The organism is Actinomadura madurae (assembly GCF_047130825.1).
GTDB classification, from domain to species: domain Bacteria; phylum Actinomycetota; class Actinomycetes; order Streptosporangiales; family Streptosporangiaceae; genus Spirillospora; species Spirillospora madurae.
Genome location: NZ_CP083237.1, coordinates 7389906 through 7405231, shown reverse-complemented (window position 1 = coordinate 7405231; position 15326 = coordinate 7389906). Strand labels below are relative to the sequence as shown.

The following is a 15326-nucleotide window of genomic DNA, read 5'->3' as shown; positions in this document are numbered from 1 at the left end:
GCGGACGGGGCACGGTTCATCACATGGTGAGCGACGGGCACCCCGCGGCGGTCTTCCCGGCGGGACACGGTGCGGGACGGCGACTCATCCTGAAAGACTGAGGAGATCATGGAGCCGGGGAGGTGCCGATGCGGGTCATACCGCGCCGCAGCAAGGGACGTCAGCGCGACGACGAACCCACCGGCCCCCCGCCCCAGCCCCCCACCCCGCAGCCAGACGACACTTCACAGCCTGACGAGAAGACCCCGCAGGCCACTCCGGCGCAACCAGACGCCACCACCCAGCCCGTCGCCCCGACGCAGCCGGACACCCCAGCGCAGCCCGGCGACACAGCACAGGCCGCCGCTTCAACGCAGCCCGTCGGTTCCACACGAGCCGACCTTCCAGCACAGCCCGGCAGCACGACACAGCCGGACGGCTCGGCGCAGCCCGGCGGAACGGCGCGCCCCGACAACGTGACGCAGCAACTCGGCACGGCACAGCCCGGTCCAGTGCAGCCCAGCGACACGGCACAGGCTGGCGACACAACGCAGCCCGGCGGAACGGCGCAGCCCGGCGACACAACGCAGCCCAGCGGCTCAACCCAACCGAGGGGCTCGACGCAACCCGGCAATCCGGCGCAGCCCAGCGGTTCAGCGCAAGCTGGCGACACGGCGCAAGGCAGTGGTCCCGCGCAGGGCAGCGGTCCCGCACACGGCAGCGGTCCCGCACACGGCAGCGGTCCCGCACACGGCAGCGGTTCCGCGCAAGGCAGCGGTTCCGCGCAGGGTGGTGGTTCCGCGCCGGGTGGGGACCCGGCGCGGGGTGGCGGGGCGACGCGGCCGCTTGGTGCGGCAGGGCACGGTGGCGGCGGTGCGGCTCCGGAGGGTGGAGAGGCCGTCGTGGGGCCCGCTCAGCCCTATCGGCCGACGACGGTGCCCGGTGGGAATCCCGCGGAGGAGCGTAAGGAGGAGGGGCGGACGACGGCTGTGCTGCCCGCCCCGGCGGTCTCTGAGGCGGCGCGGCGGCGGGCGCGGGCGGCGGCACGGCGGCGGGAGGCGGCGGAGGCGAAGCGGAACCGGGCGGCGCACCGTCCGGGACGGCCGCCCCGGGCGGTCCCGCCGGCGCGGGCGGCCGACCAGCACCGGTCGGCGCTGCTGGTGATGGTGCTGACGCTCGGGCTGCTGATCGCGGCGGTCGCGGTGACGGGCGCGATGATCGCGTCCTCGATGCGGACGCGGCCGGTGACGCTCGCCGCGCCGCTGCACATCTACCCCGTCGCGCAGGCGGCGCCGGGGCCGTGCCCGGCCGGGACGCAGGGCATCACCGCGCAGTCCGGGGCGGGGCCGACCTGCTACCGGCTCACCCAGGGGATCGCGATCCGCAAGGTCGCCGATCTGCGCGTGCAGAAGTCGCGGGTGCAGCCGGGCGGCTACGACGTGGCGGTGACGCTCCGCCGGGTGGACCGGCAGGCGTTCGCCCAGCTCACCCGCGCGACGGTCGGGCGCGACCTGGCGTTCGTCGTGCGGAACCGGCTCATCACGCTGCCGCGCGTCGACATGGCGATCACCGACGGGAAGGTCGTGGTGACGGGCTCGCCGGACCGGGCCACCGCGAACCGGCTCGTCCGCGACCTCAAGGGGCGGTAGGCGTCACACCTGGGGAAGCTCCTCGCCCTGGAGGGCCTGGATCTCCAGTTCGACGCGGAGGCTCTCGCCGACCAGCGCGATGCCCGCCTCCAGGATCTGGTTGAAGCGGATGCCGAAGTCGGTGCGGCGCAGCTCGGCGGTGGCGCGGAACGCCGACCGGACGCCGCCCCACGGGTCGGCGCCGATGCCGAGGTAGGTCATGTCGAGGTCGACGGGCTGGGTGAGCCCGTTGAGGGTGAGCCGCCCGTGCACCGTCCAGCGGTCGGGGCCGGCGCCGGTCAGCCCGTCGCCCTCATAGGTGATGACCGGGTGGTCGTCGACGTTGAGGAAGTCGGCCGAGCGCAGGTGGTCGTCGCGCATCTTGTTGCCGGTGTCGATGGACGCCGCCTCGATGCGGGCCGTGACGCGCGACTCCTCGACCGGTTCGGCGACCTCGACGCGTCCCTCGAACACCGCGAAGCGGCCGCGGACGCTCGACAGCCCGAGGTGCTGCGCGACGGCGGCGATGTCGGAGTGCGCCGGGTCGATCGTCCAGGTTCCGGGGGCCGGGAGCTCGGTGCCGCCCGCGCGGCCGAGCACGATCTTCCCGATGTCGGCCGTGCCGGCGCTGGAGACGATCAGCGTCGAGGCGGCGGGCTGGAAGCCCATCGCGGTCACGATCACCGTGTACGTGCCGGCGGGCAGCGGGCCGGCCGCGAGCACGCCGTCCTCGCCGACCTGGTCTCGCGCGACCTGGTTGCCCGCCAGGTCGGTGACCGTGACGATGGCGTGCCGCACCGCCCAGCCGTCCTTCGTCCGCACCGTGCCGCGCAGGCCTCGTTCAGCGTCCATCAGCGACCCGCACTCCAGGTTCTCATCGGGGTTCCCTCCGCCGGACGGATCCGCGCCCGTCATTCGTCGGGGTAGCCGAGCTTCAGGTCGTGGCCGTCCAGCCCGCCGCCCGAAAGCGACAGGCCGGTTGCGACCGGAGGATATCCGGACGCGATCACGGTGTACTGGCCGCCGGTGAGGTCGGCGAACGCGTACTCCCCGTCCGGCCCGGTGATCACCATCGCGACGACGTTGCCGGCGGCGTCCACGAGCGTGACCCGCGCGTCCCCGACCGGCGCGCCGGACTCGTTGCGGACCGTGCCGCGGATCCGGGCGCCGGGCGGCATCTCGACGTCGGCGCGCGTCTGGCCGTTGCCGGTCACCTCCACCGGCAGCGCGACCGGACGGTGCGCCGCGGCGCTCACCGCGAGGGTGTAGGCGCCCGCCGCGATGTTCTCGAACAGGTAGCGCCCGTCGCCGCCGGTGCGGGCGGTGCCGACGACGTCGCCGCGGACGTCGGTGACGACGACCATCGCGTTCGTGACCGGGGCGCCGTCCCCGCCGCGGACCGTCCCGGCGAGGCCGCCGCTGCCGGCCAGCAGCAGGTCGAACTCGACCGGGCGGTCGCCGACGACGAGCGTCGCGGCCTGCGGCTCGTGCCCGCCGGTCGCGGCGATCAGCACGTAGCTGCCGGGGCCCGGGGTCGGCAGCGCGTACCGCCCGTCCTCCTGGGTGATGGCGCGGGCGAGCTGGTGGCCGTCCACGCCGATGAGGGTGAGCGCGGCGGACGGGACGGGCTCGCCGTCGCGGGTCCGGACGACGCCGCGCACGGGAACGCCGCCGTTGCCGCCCTGCCCGTTCTGCTGGGCGAGGAGGCGTACCTGGGTCGCCAGGTCCTGGGCGGCGGGGACCGCGCCGTTCGCCGGCGTCTCCGCCGGGGTGGGGAGCCGCGCGTCCCGGTCGTCGTCGACGTGGGCGCCGCGGGCGTGCCTGCCGGCGCCGACCGCGGCGACGGCGCCCGTGCGCGCCGCCGGGGCGGGCGGGCGGACGACACCGTCGTCGGCGGGCGTGGCGGCCGGAGTGTCGGTGCCGCCCCGGTTCGCCGACCCGCGCAGCGGCAGCTCCCGCAGCAACAGGACCGCGACGAAGCCGAGCAGCGCGACCGGGATGGCGTACAGGAAGACGGTCTCCAGCGAGTTGGTGAACGCGTCCTGGATGATGCCCCGGACCTGCGGGGGCAGCTTCTGGATCTCCGCCGGGGAGCCCAGCTCCGGCGCGTCTCCCCCGGACGGCAGCGGAATGCCCGCGGACCGGAAGCCGCCGGTGATCTCGTTCGCCACCCGGTTGGTGAGGATCGCGCCGAACGCGGCGACGCCCATCGCGCCGCCGAGGTTGCGGAAGAACGAGACGCCGGACGTCGTGGACGCGAGGTCGGCGGGCGCGGCGGCATTCTGCGCGGCGAGGATGAGGATCTGCAGGCTGAGGCCCATCCCGACGCCGAGGACGGCGAGGTCGATGCCGATGACCAGCTCCGGGGAGTCGGTGTGCAGCCGCGACAGCAGGTACAGGGATCCGGCGACGCACAGCATCCCGATCACCGGGAAGATCTTGTAGCGGCCCGTCCGGGTGACGATCTGCCCCGAGCCGGTGGACGTGACGAGCATCCCGACGACCAGCGGCAGCGTCATCAGGCCGGACGCGGTGGGGCTCATCCCCTTGACGATCTGCAGGTACTGCGGCATGTAGATCATCACGCCGAACATCGCCATGCCGACGCAGATCGAGATGAACGACGTCAGCAGGAAGGTCGGGTTGCGGAACAGCCGGGGCGGCAGGATCGGGTCGCGGGCGATCCGCTCGGCCACGACCGCGAGCAGGAGCAGCACGGCGGCGCCGCCGAGGAGGCCGTAGGTCCATTCGGAGTCCCAGGCGAACTCCGTCCCGCCCAGGGACAGCACCAGCATCAGCGCGGCGGCGCTGCCGGTGATGGTGAACGCGCCGAAGACGTCGACGCGGGTGTCGCGCCGCACCTTGGGCAGGTGGAGCACCTTCTGGATGACGAGGAACGCGACGACCGCGAGCGGGACGCACACGTAGAAGCACCAGCGCCAGCCGAGGCCGTCGGCGTCCACGATGAACCCGCCGAGCAGCGGCCCGGCGACGGTCGCGACGCCGAACACCGCGCCCATGTAGCCGGCGTAGCGCCCGCGCTGCCGGGGCTCGACCACGTCCCCGAGGATGACCTGGGCGAGCGCGGACAGGCCGCCGACGCCGAGGCCCTGGAACGCGCGGGCCGCGATGAGCTGGCCGATGTTCTGCGACAGCCCGGCGCCCACCGACGCCACCACGAAGAGGAGCAGGGCGGTCTGGAACATCAGTTTGCGCCCGGCGATGTCGGACAGCTTGCCCCACAGCGGGGTGGAGGCGGTCATCGTGAGCAGCGCCGCGCTGGCCACCCAGGAGAGCTTGTCCTGGCCGCCGAGGTCGCCGACGATCGTCGGCAGCGCCGTCGCGACCACCGATGTCGACAGCATCGACGTCAGCATCGCCATCATCAGCCCGGCGAGGATCTCCAGGATCTGACGATGCGTGTACTGCGGTCGCGCTTGCTCTGGCGTCACCGGGCCGTGCGACGCCATGCTCGCCTGAGCCACCCTGCCCCCATCGGACGATGAGTTACCTGTGCTTTGCATTTACCTTATGTAGACGCTTGTTTACTTGCAACCCGGGGGATACTGGGCACGGACCGTCACCGAGAGCCGGGGTTTGGGGATGCAGGTCGAGCACAGCATGGTGGAACGGCGCCCGAAGCGCGACCGGGAGGCCACCCGGCGCCGCATCCTGGACGCGGCCCGCGACCTGTTCGGCGAGCACGGCTACGACGGCGTCACCGTCCGCATGATCGCCGCCCGTGCCGAGGCGAACATGGCGCTGGTCCACCGCTACTTCGGCTCCAAGGCGGCGCTGTTCGGCGAGGTGCTGGCCGGTGAGTCGGTGATCCGCGGCGTCATCGCCGGCGACCCCGCGGGGCTGCCGCGCCGCCTCGCCGAGCACTTCGTCCGGCAGCTCGAACGCGGCTCGGTCACCCCGATGTCCCGGATGCTGGACCGGTCGGCCGGCCAGCCCGAGGTCAAGGAGATCCTGCTCCAGTACCTGGAGGACGTGATCGTCCAGCCCATGGTCGCCCAGCTCGACGGGCCGGACGCCCGCGCGCGGGCGCTGCTCGCGTCCACGATCATCATGGGCGGCGGCCCCGTCCGGCGGCTCCTCGGCCTCGGCGACCTGCGCGCCGCCGACCCGGCCGACCTCACCGACCGCCTCACCGCCATGTTCACCGCCGCCCTCGCACCGCCCGCGGTGACCCCGGCGTGACCGGACGGGCCGTACATCGCGAGATGTAGCGGCACGGGGCGGCGTACGGCGGCGGGCGCAGCGGGGATCGACGTGAGGGCGGAGCGAGCGCCCGCGCGGCGCGCATAGGGTTGCTGACCATGAGGGTGGGGGGCGCGCTCCGGGCGCGGTGGGGCAGGACGGGACGTTCCACGCGCTGGGCCGCGGCCGGGGCCGCGATCGCGCTGGCGGGCGGCGGCGCGGCCTGGGGAGTGACCGCGGACGGGGCCGCCCGGGTCGAGACGTCCTCGCAGCGCATCGCCGTCGTCGACGGGCCGAAGGACGACCAGCGCGTCACCCTCGACACGACGTTCTACAAGCCCGTCGGGCGGGCGAAGGGCCCGGCGGTCCTGCTCGGGCACGGCTTCGGCGGCAGCAAGCAGGACGTGGCGGGCGAGGCGCGCGAACTCGCCCGTTCCGGATACGCGGTGCTGGCGTGGTCGGCGCGCGGGTTCGGCCGCTCGTCCGGGGAGATCGCGCTCAACTCCCCCGACTACGAGGTCAAGGACGTGCGGCAGCTGATCGACTGGCTGGCGCGGCGTCCCGAGGTCCGGCTGGACGGGCCCGGCGACCCGCGCGTCGGGATGGCGGGCCAGTCGTACGGCGGGGCGATCGCGCTGATGACCGCCGCCTACGACCGGCGGGTCGACGCCATCGCGCCGCAGATCACGTGGAACAGCCTGCCGGACGCGCTGTTCCCGGACGCCGCCGCCGGGGCCGAGCCGCTGGACGGCGTGTTCAAGAAGCTGTGGGCGGGCCTGTTCTTCACCGGCAGCGCGGACCGGACGGCATGCGGGCGCTTTCTGCCGTCATTGTGCGACATGTACCAGGAGATCGCGGAGAAGGGCCGCCCGACCGAGTCGGCGATCGCGACGCTGCGCCGGTCGAGCCCGGCCTCTGTCGCCGACCGGATCAGGGTGCCGACGCTGCTCGTCCAGGGCCAGACCGACTCCCTGTTCCCGCTCGACCATTCCGATGCCAACGCGCGGGCCATCGCCGCGAACGGCGCGCCGGTGTCGGTGGTCTGGTTCCAGGGCGGGCACGACGGCGGCGACCCGGAGACCGAGCGGGTCGAAGGGCTCGTGCGCGACTTCTTCGACGCGCGGCTGATGCGCACCTCCGCCCCGGCGCTCGACGGATTCACGGTGACGCGGGCGGGCGGGCTCGACTCGTCCACCCAGGAGGTCGTGGTCGAGGAGGCGACGACCCGCCGGTATCCGGGCCTTTCCGGCGCTCCCGCCCGGCTCCCGCTGACCGGCGGCGAGCAGACGATCTTCAACCCGGCGGGCGGGTCGCCCACCTCGATCTCCGCGCTGCCCGGGCTGGGCGCGCTCGGGTCGCTGGGCTCGCTCGGCTCCCTCGGCGGGCAACTGCCGACGGACATGCCGGGGCAGACCGCCACGTTCGACACGCGCCCGCTCGACCATCCACTGCGGCTGACGGGCGCGGCGACCGTCCGGCTGAAGACCGAGGGCGACGGGCCGCTGTTCGCGAAGCTCTACGACGTCGCGCCCGGCGGTGCCGCCTCGCCGGCGCGCCGGCTCGCGGCGCCGTTCCGGGTGTCCGGCGGGGACGAGGTCACGGTGACGCTCCCCGCGATGGACTACCGCTTCGACCGCGGGCACCGGCTCCGGCTCGTCATCGCCACCACCGACATGGGGTTCGCGACGCCCGCCAAGCCTTCGTCCTACAAGGTGACGGTGGTGTCGCCGCTGAGCGTCCCTTCCGTGCCGTCACTGAAGACCGCATCGGCGCCGCTCCCCGTCTGGGTGTGGGTCCTGCCGTTGGCAGGCCTCGCTCTGGCACTCGCCATCCTTCTCCCCGGACGACGCGCGCGCGGCACCGAAACGGACAGCGACGTGCCCCTGGAGATAACCGGACTGACGAAGGCCTACAAGAACGGACACCTCGCCGTCTCGGACCTGTCGTTCCGAGTGGAGAAGGGCCAGGTACTAGGGCTGCTCGGTCCGAACGGTGCGGGGAAGACCACGACCCTGCGCATGCTCATGGGGCTCATCCACCCAGACTCCGGCTCGATCCGTATCTTCGGCCATCGCGTGTACCCGGGCGCACCCGTCCTGTCCCGGCTGGGCTCGTTCGTCGAGGGACCCGGCTTCCTGCCGCACCTCTCGGGGCGCGACAACCTGGACCTGTACTGGCGCGCCACAGGCCGTCCCCTGGACGAGGCCCATCTCGACGAAGCGCTGCGCATAGCCGGCCTGGGCTCCGCACTGGACCGGGCCGTCCGCACCTATTCGCAGGGGATGCGGCAGCGTCTCGCCATCGCGCAGGCCATGCTGGGCCTCCCGGACCTCCTCGTCCTGGACGAACCGACCAACGGCCTCGACCCGCCGCAGATCCGCGAGATGCGGGAAGTGCTCGTCCGGTACGCCGCCGCCGGGCGGACCGTCATCGTCTCCAGCCACCTGCTCGCCGAGGTCGAGCAGACCTGCACGCACGCCGTCGTCATGGCGGGCGGCCGCCGCGTCGCCGCCGGCCCGGTCGCCGAGATCACCGGCTCCGGCCGCCGCCTGGAGGACGCGTTCCTGGAGATCATCGGGGAAGGGTCATGACCGCCTACCACGTCCGGCGCACCCTGCCGCTGCGGGTCGAGGCCGTGCGCCAGTTCCGGCGCCGCCGCACTCTCGTCGCGTTCGCCATCCTGCTCGTCCTCCCGTGGGTGCTGGTCGCCGCGTTCAAGCTCGGCGGGGACCCGGGGCCGGACGGCGTCCCGAGCCTCGTCGACGTCGCCACGTCCAGCGCGATGAACTTCGCGCTGTTCGCCCTCTTCGTCTCGACCGGTTTCCTGCTGGTCGTCGCGGTCGCCCTGTTCTGCGGCGACACGGTGGCGAGCGAGGCGAACTGGTCGTCCCTCCGCTACCTGCTGGCCGCGCCGGTGCCGCGGGCCCGGCTGCTCCGCCAGAAGCTGGTCGTCGCGCTCTCCTACGCCGTCGTCGCGGTCGTCAGCCTCCCGCTGATGTCCCTGATCGCGGGGACGGCCGGCTTCGGCTGGGGCGACGTCGAGCTCCCGACCGGCGGCACCGTCCCGGTGAGCACCGCCCTCGGCCGCATGGCGATCATCATCGGCTACTCCCTGATCGCGCAGCTCGTCGTCGCCGCCCTCGCGTTCCTGCTCTCGGTCACGACCGACTCCCCCCTCGGCGCGGTCGGCGGCGCCGTCGGGCTCGTCATCGTCAGCAACATCCTGGACGCCGTCACCGCGCTCGGCTCCTGGCGCGACTTCCTGCCGACCCACTGGATGTACTCGTGGATGGACGCCCTCCAGCCCCAGATCCAGTGGACGGGCATGGCCAAGGGCACCGCCATCTCCGTCACCTACGCCCTCGTCCTGTTCGCCCTGGCCTTCCGGCGCTTCCGGACGCGCGACATCGTTTCCTGACTCCCCCTTCGTTCCGCGACCGTCCGGACACGGACAGCCTCCGGAAATTCGGTCGAACGGGCAGTGTCCGTCGCATAAGCTCAGCGAACCTCCTGGAGGCCGCCCGCGTCGTAGGAGGTAACCGCTCGACCACCGGGTTAAGTCAGGCCCGATGGGGGGAGATGATCACCATGGCACGGCAGCAGCTCATCAAGCGCCCCAGGCCCCCACGTCAACCGAGCCCGCCCGACCTCCGGACCCCCTCGGGGCGTCTCCTGCCGTACTGATCACCGCGCGATCCGCGCCAGAAACCGCTCCCTGTCCACGACGACCCGCTCGATCCGGCCCTTCCCCACCACGGTGCCCCGCTCGTCGACGGCCTCGAACCCGAACACGAGCCGCGTCCCGTCGACGTCCCGCAGCTCGGCCGTGACCGCCACCCGCGCACCCGTCGGGGTGGCCGCCCGATGCTCCAGCTCGACCCGCGTCCCCACCGAGGTCCGCCCCTCGCCCAGCCGGGACGCCACGGCCTTCACCGTGGCCGCCTCCGCCAGCGCCAGCAACCGCGGCGTCCCCAGCACGGCCACATCACCGCTCCCGAGCCGAACCGCGGTGTCCCCCTCCTCCACGACAACCTGCACCTGCCCCCGCAGCCCGACCACCAACTCCATGCCCCCATCCTCCTCCAGAGGAGAAGACCTCCCAAGCAGACGACACATGGCCGTTCGCAAGGTTACTTAAAGCCATCACTCGGCATACAGGTTGGAGTCAGCCCGTCAATCAGCGCAGTTCAGAAGCGCCATCCGCGTCTGATCTTTGGGTCGCAGAAGGCTAGCAGCAAAGTGCCATATTGCTAACCGACCTATGTTTTCCTGCACAAGGCGGGTTGCATCGGGCAGAATCAAGCCGACGGCAGGTACCGAGGACGGCAGATGCAGCTTCGATGGCGATGGTTCACGGGCGAAGGGCAGCTTGTGTACCGCCTGCTCCTCGCCGTGGACCTGGAGAGGTACAGCCGACTGGACGCCCACCAGCAACTCGCGGCGCAGACCGACCTTCGCGGACTGCTGGACGGCTGCGCGAAGCGGACGGGGCTCCGCACGAACGCCTGGTACCGCCAGCCGGGCGGGGACGGCGAGCTCGTCGTCCTGCCCGCGGGCGTCAATGTCGCCCGCGTCGTGGGCGCCTTCGCGCACGACCTGGAGCGTGCGCTCACCGAACTCAACAGCCGGCGGGCGACCCGGCTGAGGCTGAGGCTGGCGTTCCACCACGGCACCATGATCGAAGGACCGCTCGGCCCGGCCGGCGACGCGCCCATCGTCGTCTCCCGCCTGCTGGACACGGCACCGCTGCGCGCTTACCTGACCGAGCACCCGGACCGCGATCTCCCCCTGGTCGTGTCCGACTCCCTGTTCAAGGACGTCGTGGGGAGCGGCTTCTGCGCCGTGAACCCCGCGGACTTCATCCGTCTGGAAGTGGAGATCAAGGAAAAGCCGTACCGCGGCTACATCCACCACGCCGATCCGGTGCCGGTCACGAGATGATCTTCAGGCGCGGAACTCACCCATACCTTCTCCGAATCGAGCGCCGCAGGTGCAACCACTGTTCACCCGAAATCACCAGGACGGCGCCGCGGCGATCCTTGGAGTCGCGCACGAACACGGAAGCACCGTCAAAGGCGACCTCCACACAGTCTCCATTGCCGGTTCGACTGCTCTGCCTCCAGATCACCCGTGGTCGCTCCGCCCTGTCCACACTTAGCTCCTCCCGACCACACCAAGACGCGGCCGTCAGAATTCCGGAGGCACAACCCAGAGGGTCTTACTCGTAGACGTTAGATGCGGACGGCGACCTTTCCACGTGGACGGACGTCCTCAACCTCGGCCGTACCCTTCCGCACACGGTCTCAGCCGGACCGACATTCCTGTGACGCGCTCTGTCAAGGTGAGAGTGTAGGCGTTGACCACAGATCAGGCCATAGGCGAATCAAGCACCGGTCCCGCGTAGGCGTCAATCCGCTCAGAGCGATTCCGCGACCGTGTTGAGCAGGACCGCCGAGCCCTCGGGGCCCAGGGAGAGGCGGCGGAGAGCTTCGAACTTCTCCCTGTACCGGACGACTTCCTCGCGATAGTCGCGACCTATCAACTCCCCCTGGGCACCTTCCAGGTAGAGAACGTCATCATCTTCGGGCTCCGCGAATTCGATGAGATTGAACGGACCCACCAACCCCGGATGCGCCCCACGGGCGAAGGGGACGATCTCAATCGTCACGTTGGGGCGCTTCGCCATCTCCAGCAGGTGCGACAACTGGGAGCGCATCACCGCATCACCGCCGACCGGTCGGCTGATCGCGGCCTCGTCGATGACGAAGAAGAACCTTGGGGGAGTGTCGCCCTCGAAGATCTCCTGCCTGCGGATGCGCACCTCGACCAGTTCATCGATCTGGTCGGCGGCGTCCTCCCCGCGAAGGCTCGACAAGATCTCCCTGGCATAGGCGCTGGTCTGCAGCAGACCAGGGATGATCAGAGGCTGAAACTCCCGGGAAACCCCGGCGGCCGACTCGAACCCGATCAGCTCCGCCAGTTGCGGACTGAGGATTCTGCGGTACGCACTCCACCACGCCGTTTCACGGGCCGCCCGCGCGAGCGTCAGGAACTCGTCGAATCGCTCCTGCGGTACTCCGTACTGCTGCAACATGACCCGGACGTCACTGACGGCCACCCTGACCGTTCCGCCCTCGATGCGGATAATCTTCGAGAGCGACCATTCCAAGCCTTTTGCCGCCTGCTCCTGGGTCAACCCGGCGGCCTCGCGCGCCCTGCGCAGATCGATCCGAAGGCGTCGCTGATGCACAGTCGGACTGTCCGGCATGCCCAACACCTTCCCCTTTGGCCAGAAGGCTGTCTGCCACATTTCAAAGAGCTTAGGGCGCAAAGACTAGTGCAACCATGGCCCTACGTGGCAGCTTCGGCCAGGTTTTTGCAGAGTCCAGCAACTACTCGCCCAGTGTTGCGTCGCCAGAGCCGTACGAAACACCACACGCGCCACATCCACGGAAGATGCCGCAATCCCCCTGCGGACCCCATCTCCAGCCAGACGACGACCGACGCACCGCGACCAACGGACGCGCTACGACCGGAGACCGCCGCTGATCCACGTCCCCGCACCCGCCGGTATGGCGGTGTTCCGTCCCCTTTAGGCTCGGTGCGTCGGCAACGTCCAGCACCATGGAGCTCTCATGACACCCCAGGTAGGAACCGAAGCCCCCGACTTCACCTTGAAGGACCAGAACAACCAGGAGGTCACGCTCTCCTCCTACCGCGGCAGCCGCAACGTGCTCCTCGTCTTCTACCCGTTCGCCTTCTCCGGGATTTGCACCGGGGAGCTGTGCGCCGTCCGCGACGATATCGGCAGCTTCCAGAACGAGAACGTCCAGGTCCTCGGCGTCTCCGTGGACCACGTGTTCGCCCTCAAGGCGTGGGCCAACCAGGAGGGCTACCAGTTCCCGCTGCTGTCCGACTTCTGGCCCCACGGTGAGGTCGCCAAGCTCTACGACGTCTTCAACACGGACCGCGGCATGTCCGTCCGCGGCACGTTCCTCGTCGACAAGTCCGGCATCCTCCGCTTCACCGAGGTGAACGCCCCCGGCGAGGCACGCGACCAGGACGCCTGGAAGAAGGCCGTCAGCGCCCTCGCGTAAACCACTCGAACGTCGAGGACGAGTCAGTCGAGCGGTCCTTGCAGGTCCGGAGAACACGAGGGGTCGCCAACGGGAGTCCTGGGCGAACCGCGGACGTCCGCGCCGGGGTTTTGCCCAGGCGGAAGTGTGCGCGGCGGCCGCTCTGGTCCGCCGCGCGGTGGTCAGCCGAAGTTGCCCTGGGGGAACTTGAGAAGGGCACCGGCGTCCACGCGGATCTGCTGACCGGTGATGTACCGCGACTCGTCGGAAGCTAGGAACAGCACGAGATTCGAGATGTCGACCGGCTCCAGGTAGGGGATGGGCATGGCGTGGAGGGTCGCGAATGCCGGCTCGGCATCTTCGCGGATGGGGTGTTCCAGGTCCGGGCGGTACAGCGCGTAGACACCATCGTTGTGCAGCATGCGGGTGTCGCAGTTGGTGGGGTGGATGGTGTTGACGCGTATGAACCGCGGCGCCAGGTGCAGAGCCATCTGCTCGGTGTAGCCGATGAGCGTCTTCTTGGCCCATGCGTAGCCTGCGATGCCGGGACCCGTCGCCGGGTTGTCGATGGTGCCAGGCAGCATCGCGGCGGTGGACCCGGTCACCACCACCGAGGAGTGGTCCTGCAGATGGGGCAGGGCCACCGCGACCGTGTTCATCACGCCGAGCAGGTCGACATCGGCGGCGTCGATGAAGTATTGAGGATCGTGGTCGCCCACGGCCATCGGCAGGATCCCGGCGTTCGCCACGACGATGTCCAGGCGGCCGAGTTCGGCCACGCCGTCCGCGACGGCCTGTCGCAGCTCGCCGCGTTCGCGCACGTCGGCCTTGCGGGAGACGATGCGTCGGCCGAACCGCTCGACCAGTTCAGTGGTCTCGGCGAGGTCCTCCGGGGTGGCGAGGGGGTAGGAGACGGACTCGATCTGCGCGCAGAGGTCGACGGCGAGGATGTCGGCGCCCTCCCGTGCGAGGCGGACCGCATGACTACGGCCCTGACCGCGGGCGGCGCCGGTGATGAAGGCGACTTTGCCCTCAAGACGTCCTGGCATCTCTGGTCTCCTTCTGTGCTGATGTAGGCGATGCTCCTCCAGGTACTGCTCGACGCACTCCTCGACCTGTCGTACCTGGATACGGCGGAGAGTCCACGCTGCCGTAGGGGCGCGAAGATCCCACTGGACGCGAATGCGCGCTGCGGTCTGTGGTCACCAGCCAGGGGGTAGCTCGGTGGGGCAGCGGGTCCACCACCAGCGAGTCTCTCGGCCCTCTGCGAGAGGCCTCCAGTACTGCGACAACTCCGCTCCGCCATCCTCCGATGTGACGGCTCGGTAGCGTGCGTCGAGTCGCTTCACGCAAGCTTCAACCTTGCCTTGCAGGCCATGCGGCATCGCATCGAGAAACTCGTCGATTCCGTCTCTAACGGTGAGGACGTTCAAGTACTCGTACACCATGTAGTAGTCCTGGCGACGCCACCCCTGCTCCATGCGAGAGATCAGGACCTCCCAATAACGCAGGCAGTTGAGGACGCCGTAGGCCGGCTCGCTGGCCTTGAAGTCCCGGCCGGCGTTCTCCCGGACCAAGGCTTGCAGGTCGAGGAGTGCGATCGCCTGCCGCTCCTCGGGAGTGAGCCCACGGACCAGGCGGGCCGTCTCGTCGGCGCTCACGCGGCGGGGGCGGCGACCACAAGGCAGCTCAGGCCCGTGCCGTCCAGGCCGCAGTAGCCGGTCGAGGGCCGTGTGAAGGTACTGCTGATGGTAAGTCTCATTCGGATAGGGCCCAGGCAGGAAGGTCGGAGTGGACGAAGGCGGTTTGGGTCGTGGGGCCCTCGCCTCTATCGAGGGCGACGAACGTGTCCGAGGACCGCCGCCAAGTATCGGCCAAGCCCGCGACCTCCGGGACCGACTCGAAACCTTCGAGCGGGAGAGTGCCGACCGCTCGCTGGCCTCAATGAGCCATTCGCTGGGACACTCCACAACACGTCCGAACGATCGGGAGTGAGCATGGTCTGGGCCATCGTCGAACGGTTCACCGGCGTGGTCTTCCTGATCCTCGTCCTGCCGGACTACCTCAAGGAACGCCACCTGACCCGCAACGGAGTGCGCACCCGTGCCGAGGTCGGCAGGAAATACGAGCGGGTCTCCTTCTGGCGGCGCGGGATCGTACGAAAGTACGACCTGACCTTCACCGCCGCCGACGGCACCCGCATCACGACCCGCTACGAACCCAGCCGCGTCCTGGAGGGAGGCTGGGAGCCCATCGTCTACGACCCCAAGCACCCCAAGGACCTCCTCCTGGCCTCCGACCTCCCCCCGAAGCCCACCTACGTCTACGTCGGCGTTGCCTGCACGGTCTTCTTCGCGATCTTCCCCCCGTCCCTGCTCTCGACTCTGGGCTGATCGCATGAGTGGCGATCACGCATACGCACCAGCCCGCGCCAAACGAC

Annotated in this window: 14 protein-coding genes; 7 read left to right on the top strand and 7 right to left on the bottom strand. The window is 70.5% G+C overall.

What is annotated here, in order from left to right:
* Nucleotides 1-968 precede the first annotated feature (968 nt).
* Nucleotides 969-1628: a SecDF P1 head subdomain-containing protein gene (locus K8Z49_RS34070; RefSeq protein ID WP_021599060.1), complete on the top strand. Its 660-nt coding sequence runs from the start codon at nt 969-971 to the stop codon at nt 1626-1628.
* Nucleotides 1629-1631: 3 nt separating this feature from the next.
* Here K8Z49_RS34070 and K8Z49_RS34065 read toward each other — a convergent pair whose 3' ends face one another.
* Nucleotides 1632-2459 (bottom strand): YceI family protein, encoded by an 828-nt coding sequence (locus K8Z49_RS34065; protein WP_412516124.1) that lies wholly within the window; start codon nt 2457-2459, stop codon nt 1632-1634.
* 59 nt (nt 2460-2518) lie between these two features.
* Nucleotides 2519-5077, bottom strand: coding sequence for an MFS transporter (locus tag K8Z49_RS34060; protein ID WP_412521225.1), 2559 nt, complete (start codon nt 5075-5077; stop codon nt 2519-2521).
* A 133-nt stretch (nt 5078-5210) separates the two neighbouring features.
* Here K8Z49_RS34060 and K8Z49_RS34055 point away from each other — a divergent pair, with 133 nt between their 5' ends.
* The 3 genes from K8Z49_RS34055 to K8Z49_RS34045 all read left to right on the top strand — a co-directional run bounded on the left by K8Z49_RS34055 (nt 5211) and on the right by K8Z49_RS34045 (nt 9228).
* Nucleotides 5211-5810, top strand: a complete 600-nt coding sequence (locus K8Z49_RS34055) for a TetR/AcrR family transcriptional regulator (protein ID WP_412516123.1) — start codon at nt 5211-5213, stop codon at nt 5808-5810.
* A 119-nt stretch (nt 5811-5929) separates the two neighbouring features.
* The gene (locus tag K8Z49_RS34050) at nt 5930-8401 is read left to right on the top strand and encodes an alpha/beta fold hydrolase (RefSeq protein WP_412516122.1); all 2472 of its coding nucleotides are present in this window, start codon (nt 5930-5932) and stop codon (nt 8399-8401) included.
* Complete coding sequence (locus tag K8Z49_RS34045) at nt 8398-9228, top strand: ABC transporter permease (RefSeq protein WP_021593212.1); 831 nt, start codon at nt 8398-8400, stop codon at nt 9226-9228. Before K8Z49_RS34050 ends, K8Z49_RS34045 begins: the two co-directional genes overlap by 4 nt.
* 266 nt (nt 9229-9494) lie before the next feature.
* On the opposite strand, the gene K8Z49_RS34040 is transcribed toward K8Z49_RS34045, so the two are convergent.
* On the bottom strand, nt 9495-9878 hold the full coding sequence (locus tag K8Z49_RS34040; RefSeq protein ID WP_021593211.1) for a thioesterase family protein: 384 nt from the start codon (nt 9876-9878) through the stop codon (nt 9495-9497).
* 261 nt (nt 9879-10139) lie between these two features.
* Between K8Z49_RS34040 and K8Z49_RS34035 the strand changes: the two genes are divergently transcribed.
* Nucleotides 10140-10751: a hypothetical protein gene (locus tag K8Z49_RS34035; protein ID WP_412516121.1), complete on the top strand. Its 612-nt coding sequence runs from the start codon at nt 10140-10142 to the stop codon at nt 10749-10751.
* A gap of 16 nt (nt 10752-10767) precedes the next feature.
* Here K8Z49_RS34035 and K8Z49_RS34030 read toward each other — a convergent pair whose 3' ends face one another.
* Together K8Z49_RS34030 and K8Z49_RS34025 are read right to left on the bottom strand one after the other, a co-directional pair.
* Nucleotides 10768-10938, bottom strand: a complete 171-nt coding sequence (locus K8Z49_RS34030) for a DUF397 domain-containing protein (protein WP_111832435.1) — start codon at nt 10936-10938, stop codon at nt 10768-10770.
* A 288-nt stretch (nt 10939-11226) separates the two neighbouring features.
* Nucleotides 11227-12078: a helix-turn-helix domain-containing protein gene (locus K8Z49_RS34025; protein ID WP_412516120.1), complete on the bottom strand. Its 852-nt coding sequence runs from the start codon at nt 12076-12078 to the stop codon at nt 11227-11229.
* 367 nt (nt 12079-12445) lie between these two features.
* On the opposite strand from K8Z49_RS34025, the gene K8Z49_RS34020 reads away from it, so the two are divergent.
* Nucleotides 12446-12907, top strand: coding sequence for a peroxiredoxin (locus K8Z49_RS34020; protein ID WP_021593208.1), 462 nt, complete (start codon nt 12446-12448; stop codon nt 12905-12907).
* Nucleotides 12908-13068: 161 nt separating this feature from the next.
* On the opposite strand, the gene K8Z49_RS34015 is transcribed toward K8Z49_RS34020, so the two are convergent.
* Together K8Z49_RS34015 and K8Z49_RS34010 are read right to left on the bottom strand one after the other, a co-directional pair.
* Nucleotides 13069-13935 carry a mycofactocin-coupled SDR family oxidoreductase gene (locus K8Z49_RS34015; RefSeq protein WP_412516119.1) on the bottom strand — a complete coding sequence of 289 codons (867 nt, stop codon included), beginning with the start codon at nt 13933-13935 and terminating at the stop codon, nt 13069-13071.
* A gap of 153 nt (nt 13936-14088) precedes the next feature.
* Nucleotides 14089-14547 (bottom strand): hypothetical protein, encoded by a 459-nt coding sequence (locus tag K8Z49_RS34010; RefSeq protein WP_021593206.1) that lies wholly within the window; start codon nt 14545-14547, stop codon nt 14089-14091.
* Between the two features lie 336 nt (nt 14548-14883).
* On the opposite strand from K8Z49_RS34010, the gene K8Z49_RS34005 reads away from it, so the two are divergent.
* Entirely contained in the window at nt 14884-15279 is a 396-nt protein-coding gene (locus K8Z49_RS34005; RefSeq protein ID WP_021593205.1) for a hypothetical protein, read from the top strand.
* Nucleotides 15280-15326 lie beyond the last annotated feature (47 nt).

Coding starts and splice junctions, on each gene's coding strand:
- K8Z49_RS34065 (WP_412516124.1), bottom strand. CDS start 2,459: ATGGACGCTGAACGAGGCCTGCGCGGCACGGTGCGGACGAAGGACGGC.
- K8Z49_RS34060 (WP_412521225.1), bottom strand. CDS start 5,077: ATGGCGTCGCACGGCCCGGTGACGCCAGAGCAAGCGCGACCGCAGTAC.
- K8Z49_RS34055 (WP_412516123.1), top strand. CDS start 5,211: ATGCAGGTCGAGCACAGCATGGTGGAACGGCGCCCGAAGCGCGACCGG.
- K8Z49_RS34050 (WP_412516122.1), top strand. CDS start 5,930: ATGAGGGTGGGGGGCGCGCTCCGGGCGCGGTGGGGCAGGACGGGACGT.
- K8Z49_RS34045 (WP_021593212.1), top strand. CDS start 8,398: ATGACCGCCTACCACGTCCGGCGCACCCTGCCGCTGCGGGTCGAGGCC.
- K8Z49_RS34040 (WP_021593211.1), bottom strand. CDS start 9,878: ATGGAGTTGGTGGTCGGGCTGCGGGGGCAGGTGCAGGTTGTCGTGGAG.
- K8Z49_RS34035 (WP_412516121.1), top strand. CDS start 10,140: ATGCAGCTTCGATGGCGATGGTTCACGGGCGAAGGGCAGCTTGTGTAC.
- K8Z49_RS34025 (WP_412516120.1), bottom strand. CDS start 12,078: ATGCCGGACAGTCCGACTGTGCATCAGCGACGCCTTCGGATCGATCTG.
- K8Z49_RS34020 (WP_021593208.1), top strand. CDS start 12,446: ATGACACCCCAGGTAGGAACCGAAGCCCCCGACTTCACCTTGAAGGAC.
- K8Z49_RS34015 (WP_412516119.1), bottom strand. CDS start 13,935: ATGCCAGGACGTCTTGAGGGCAAAGTCGCCTTCATCACCGGCGCCGCC.
- K8Z49_RS34005 (WP_021593205.1), top strand. CDS start 14,884: ATGGTCTGGGCCATCGTCGAACGGTTCACCGGCGTGGTCTTCCTGATC.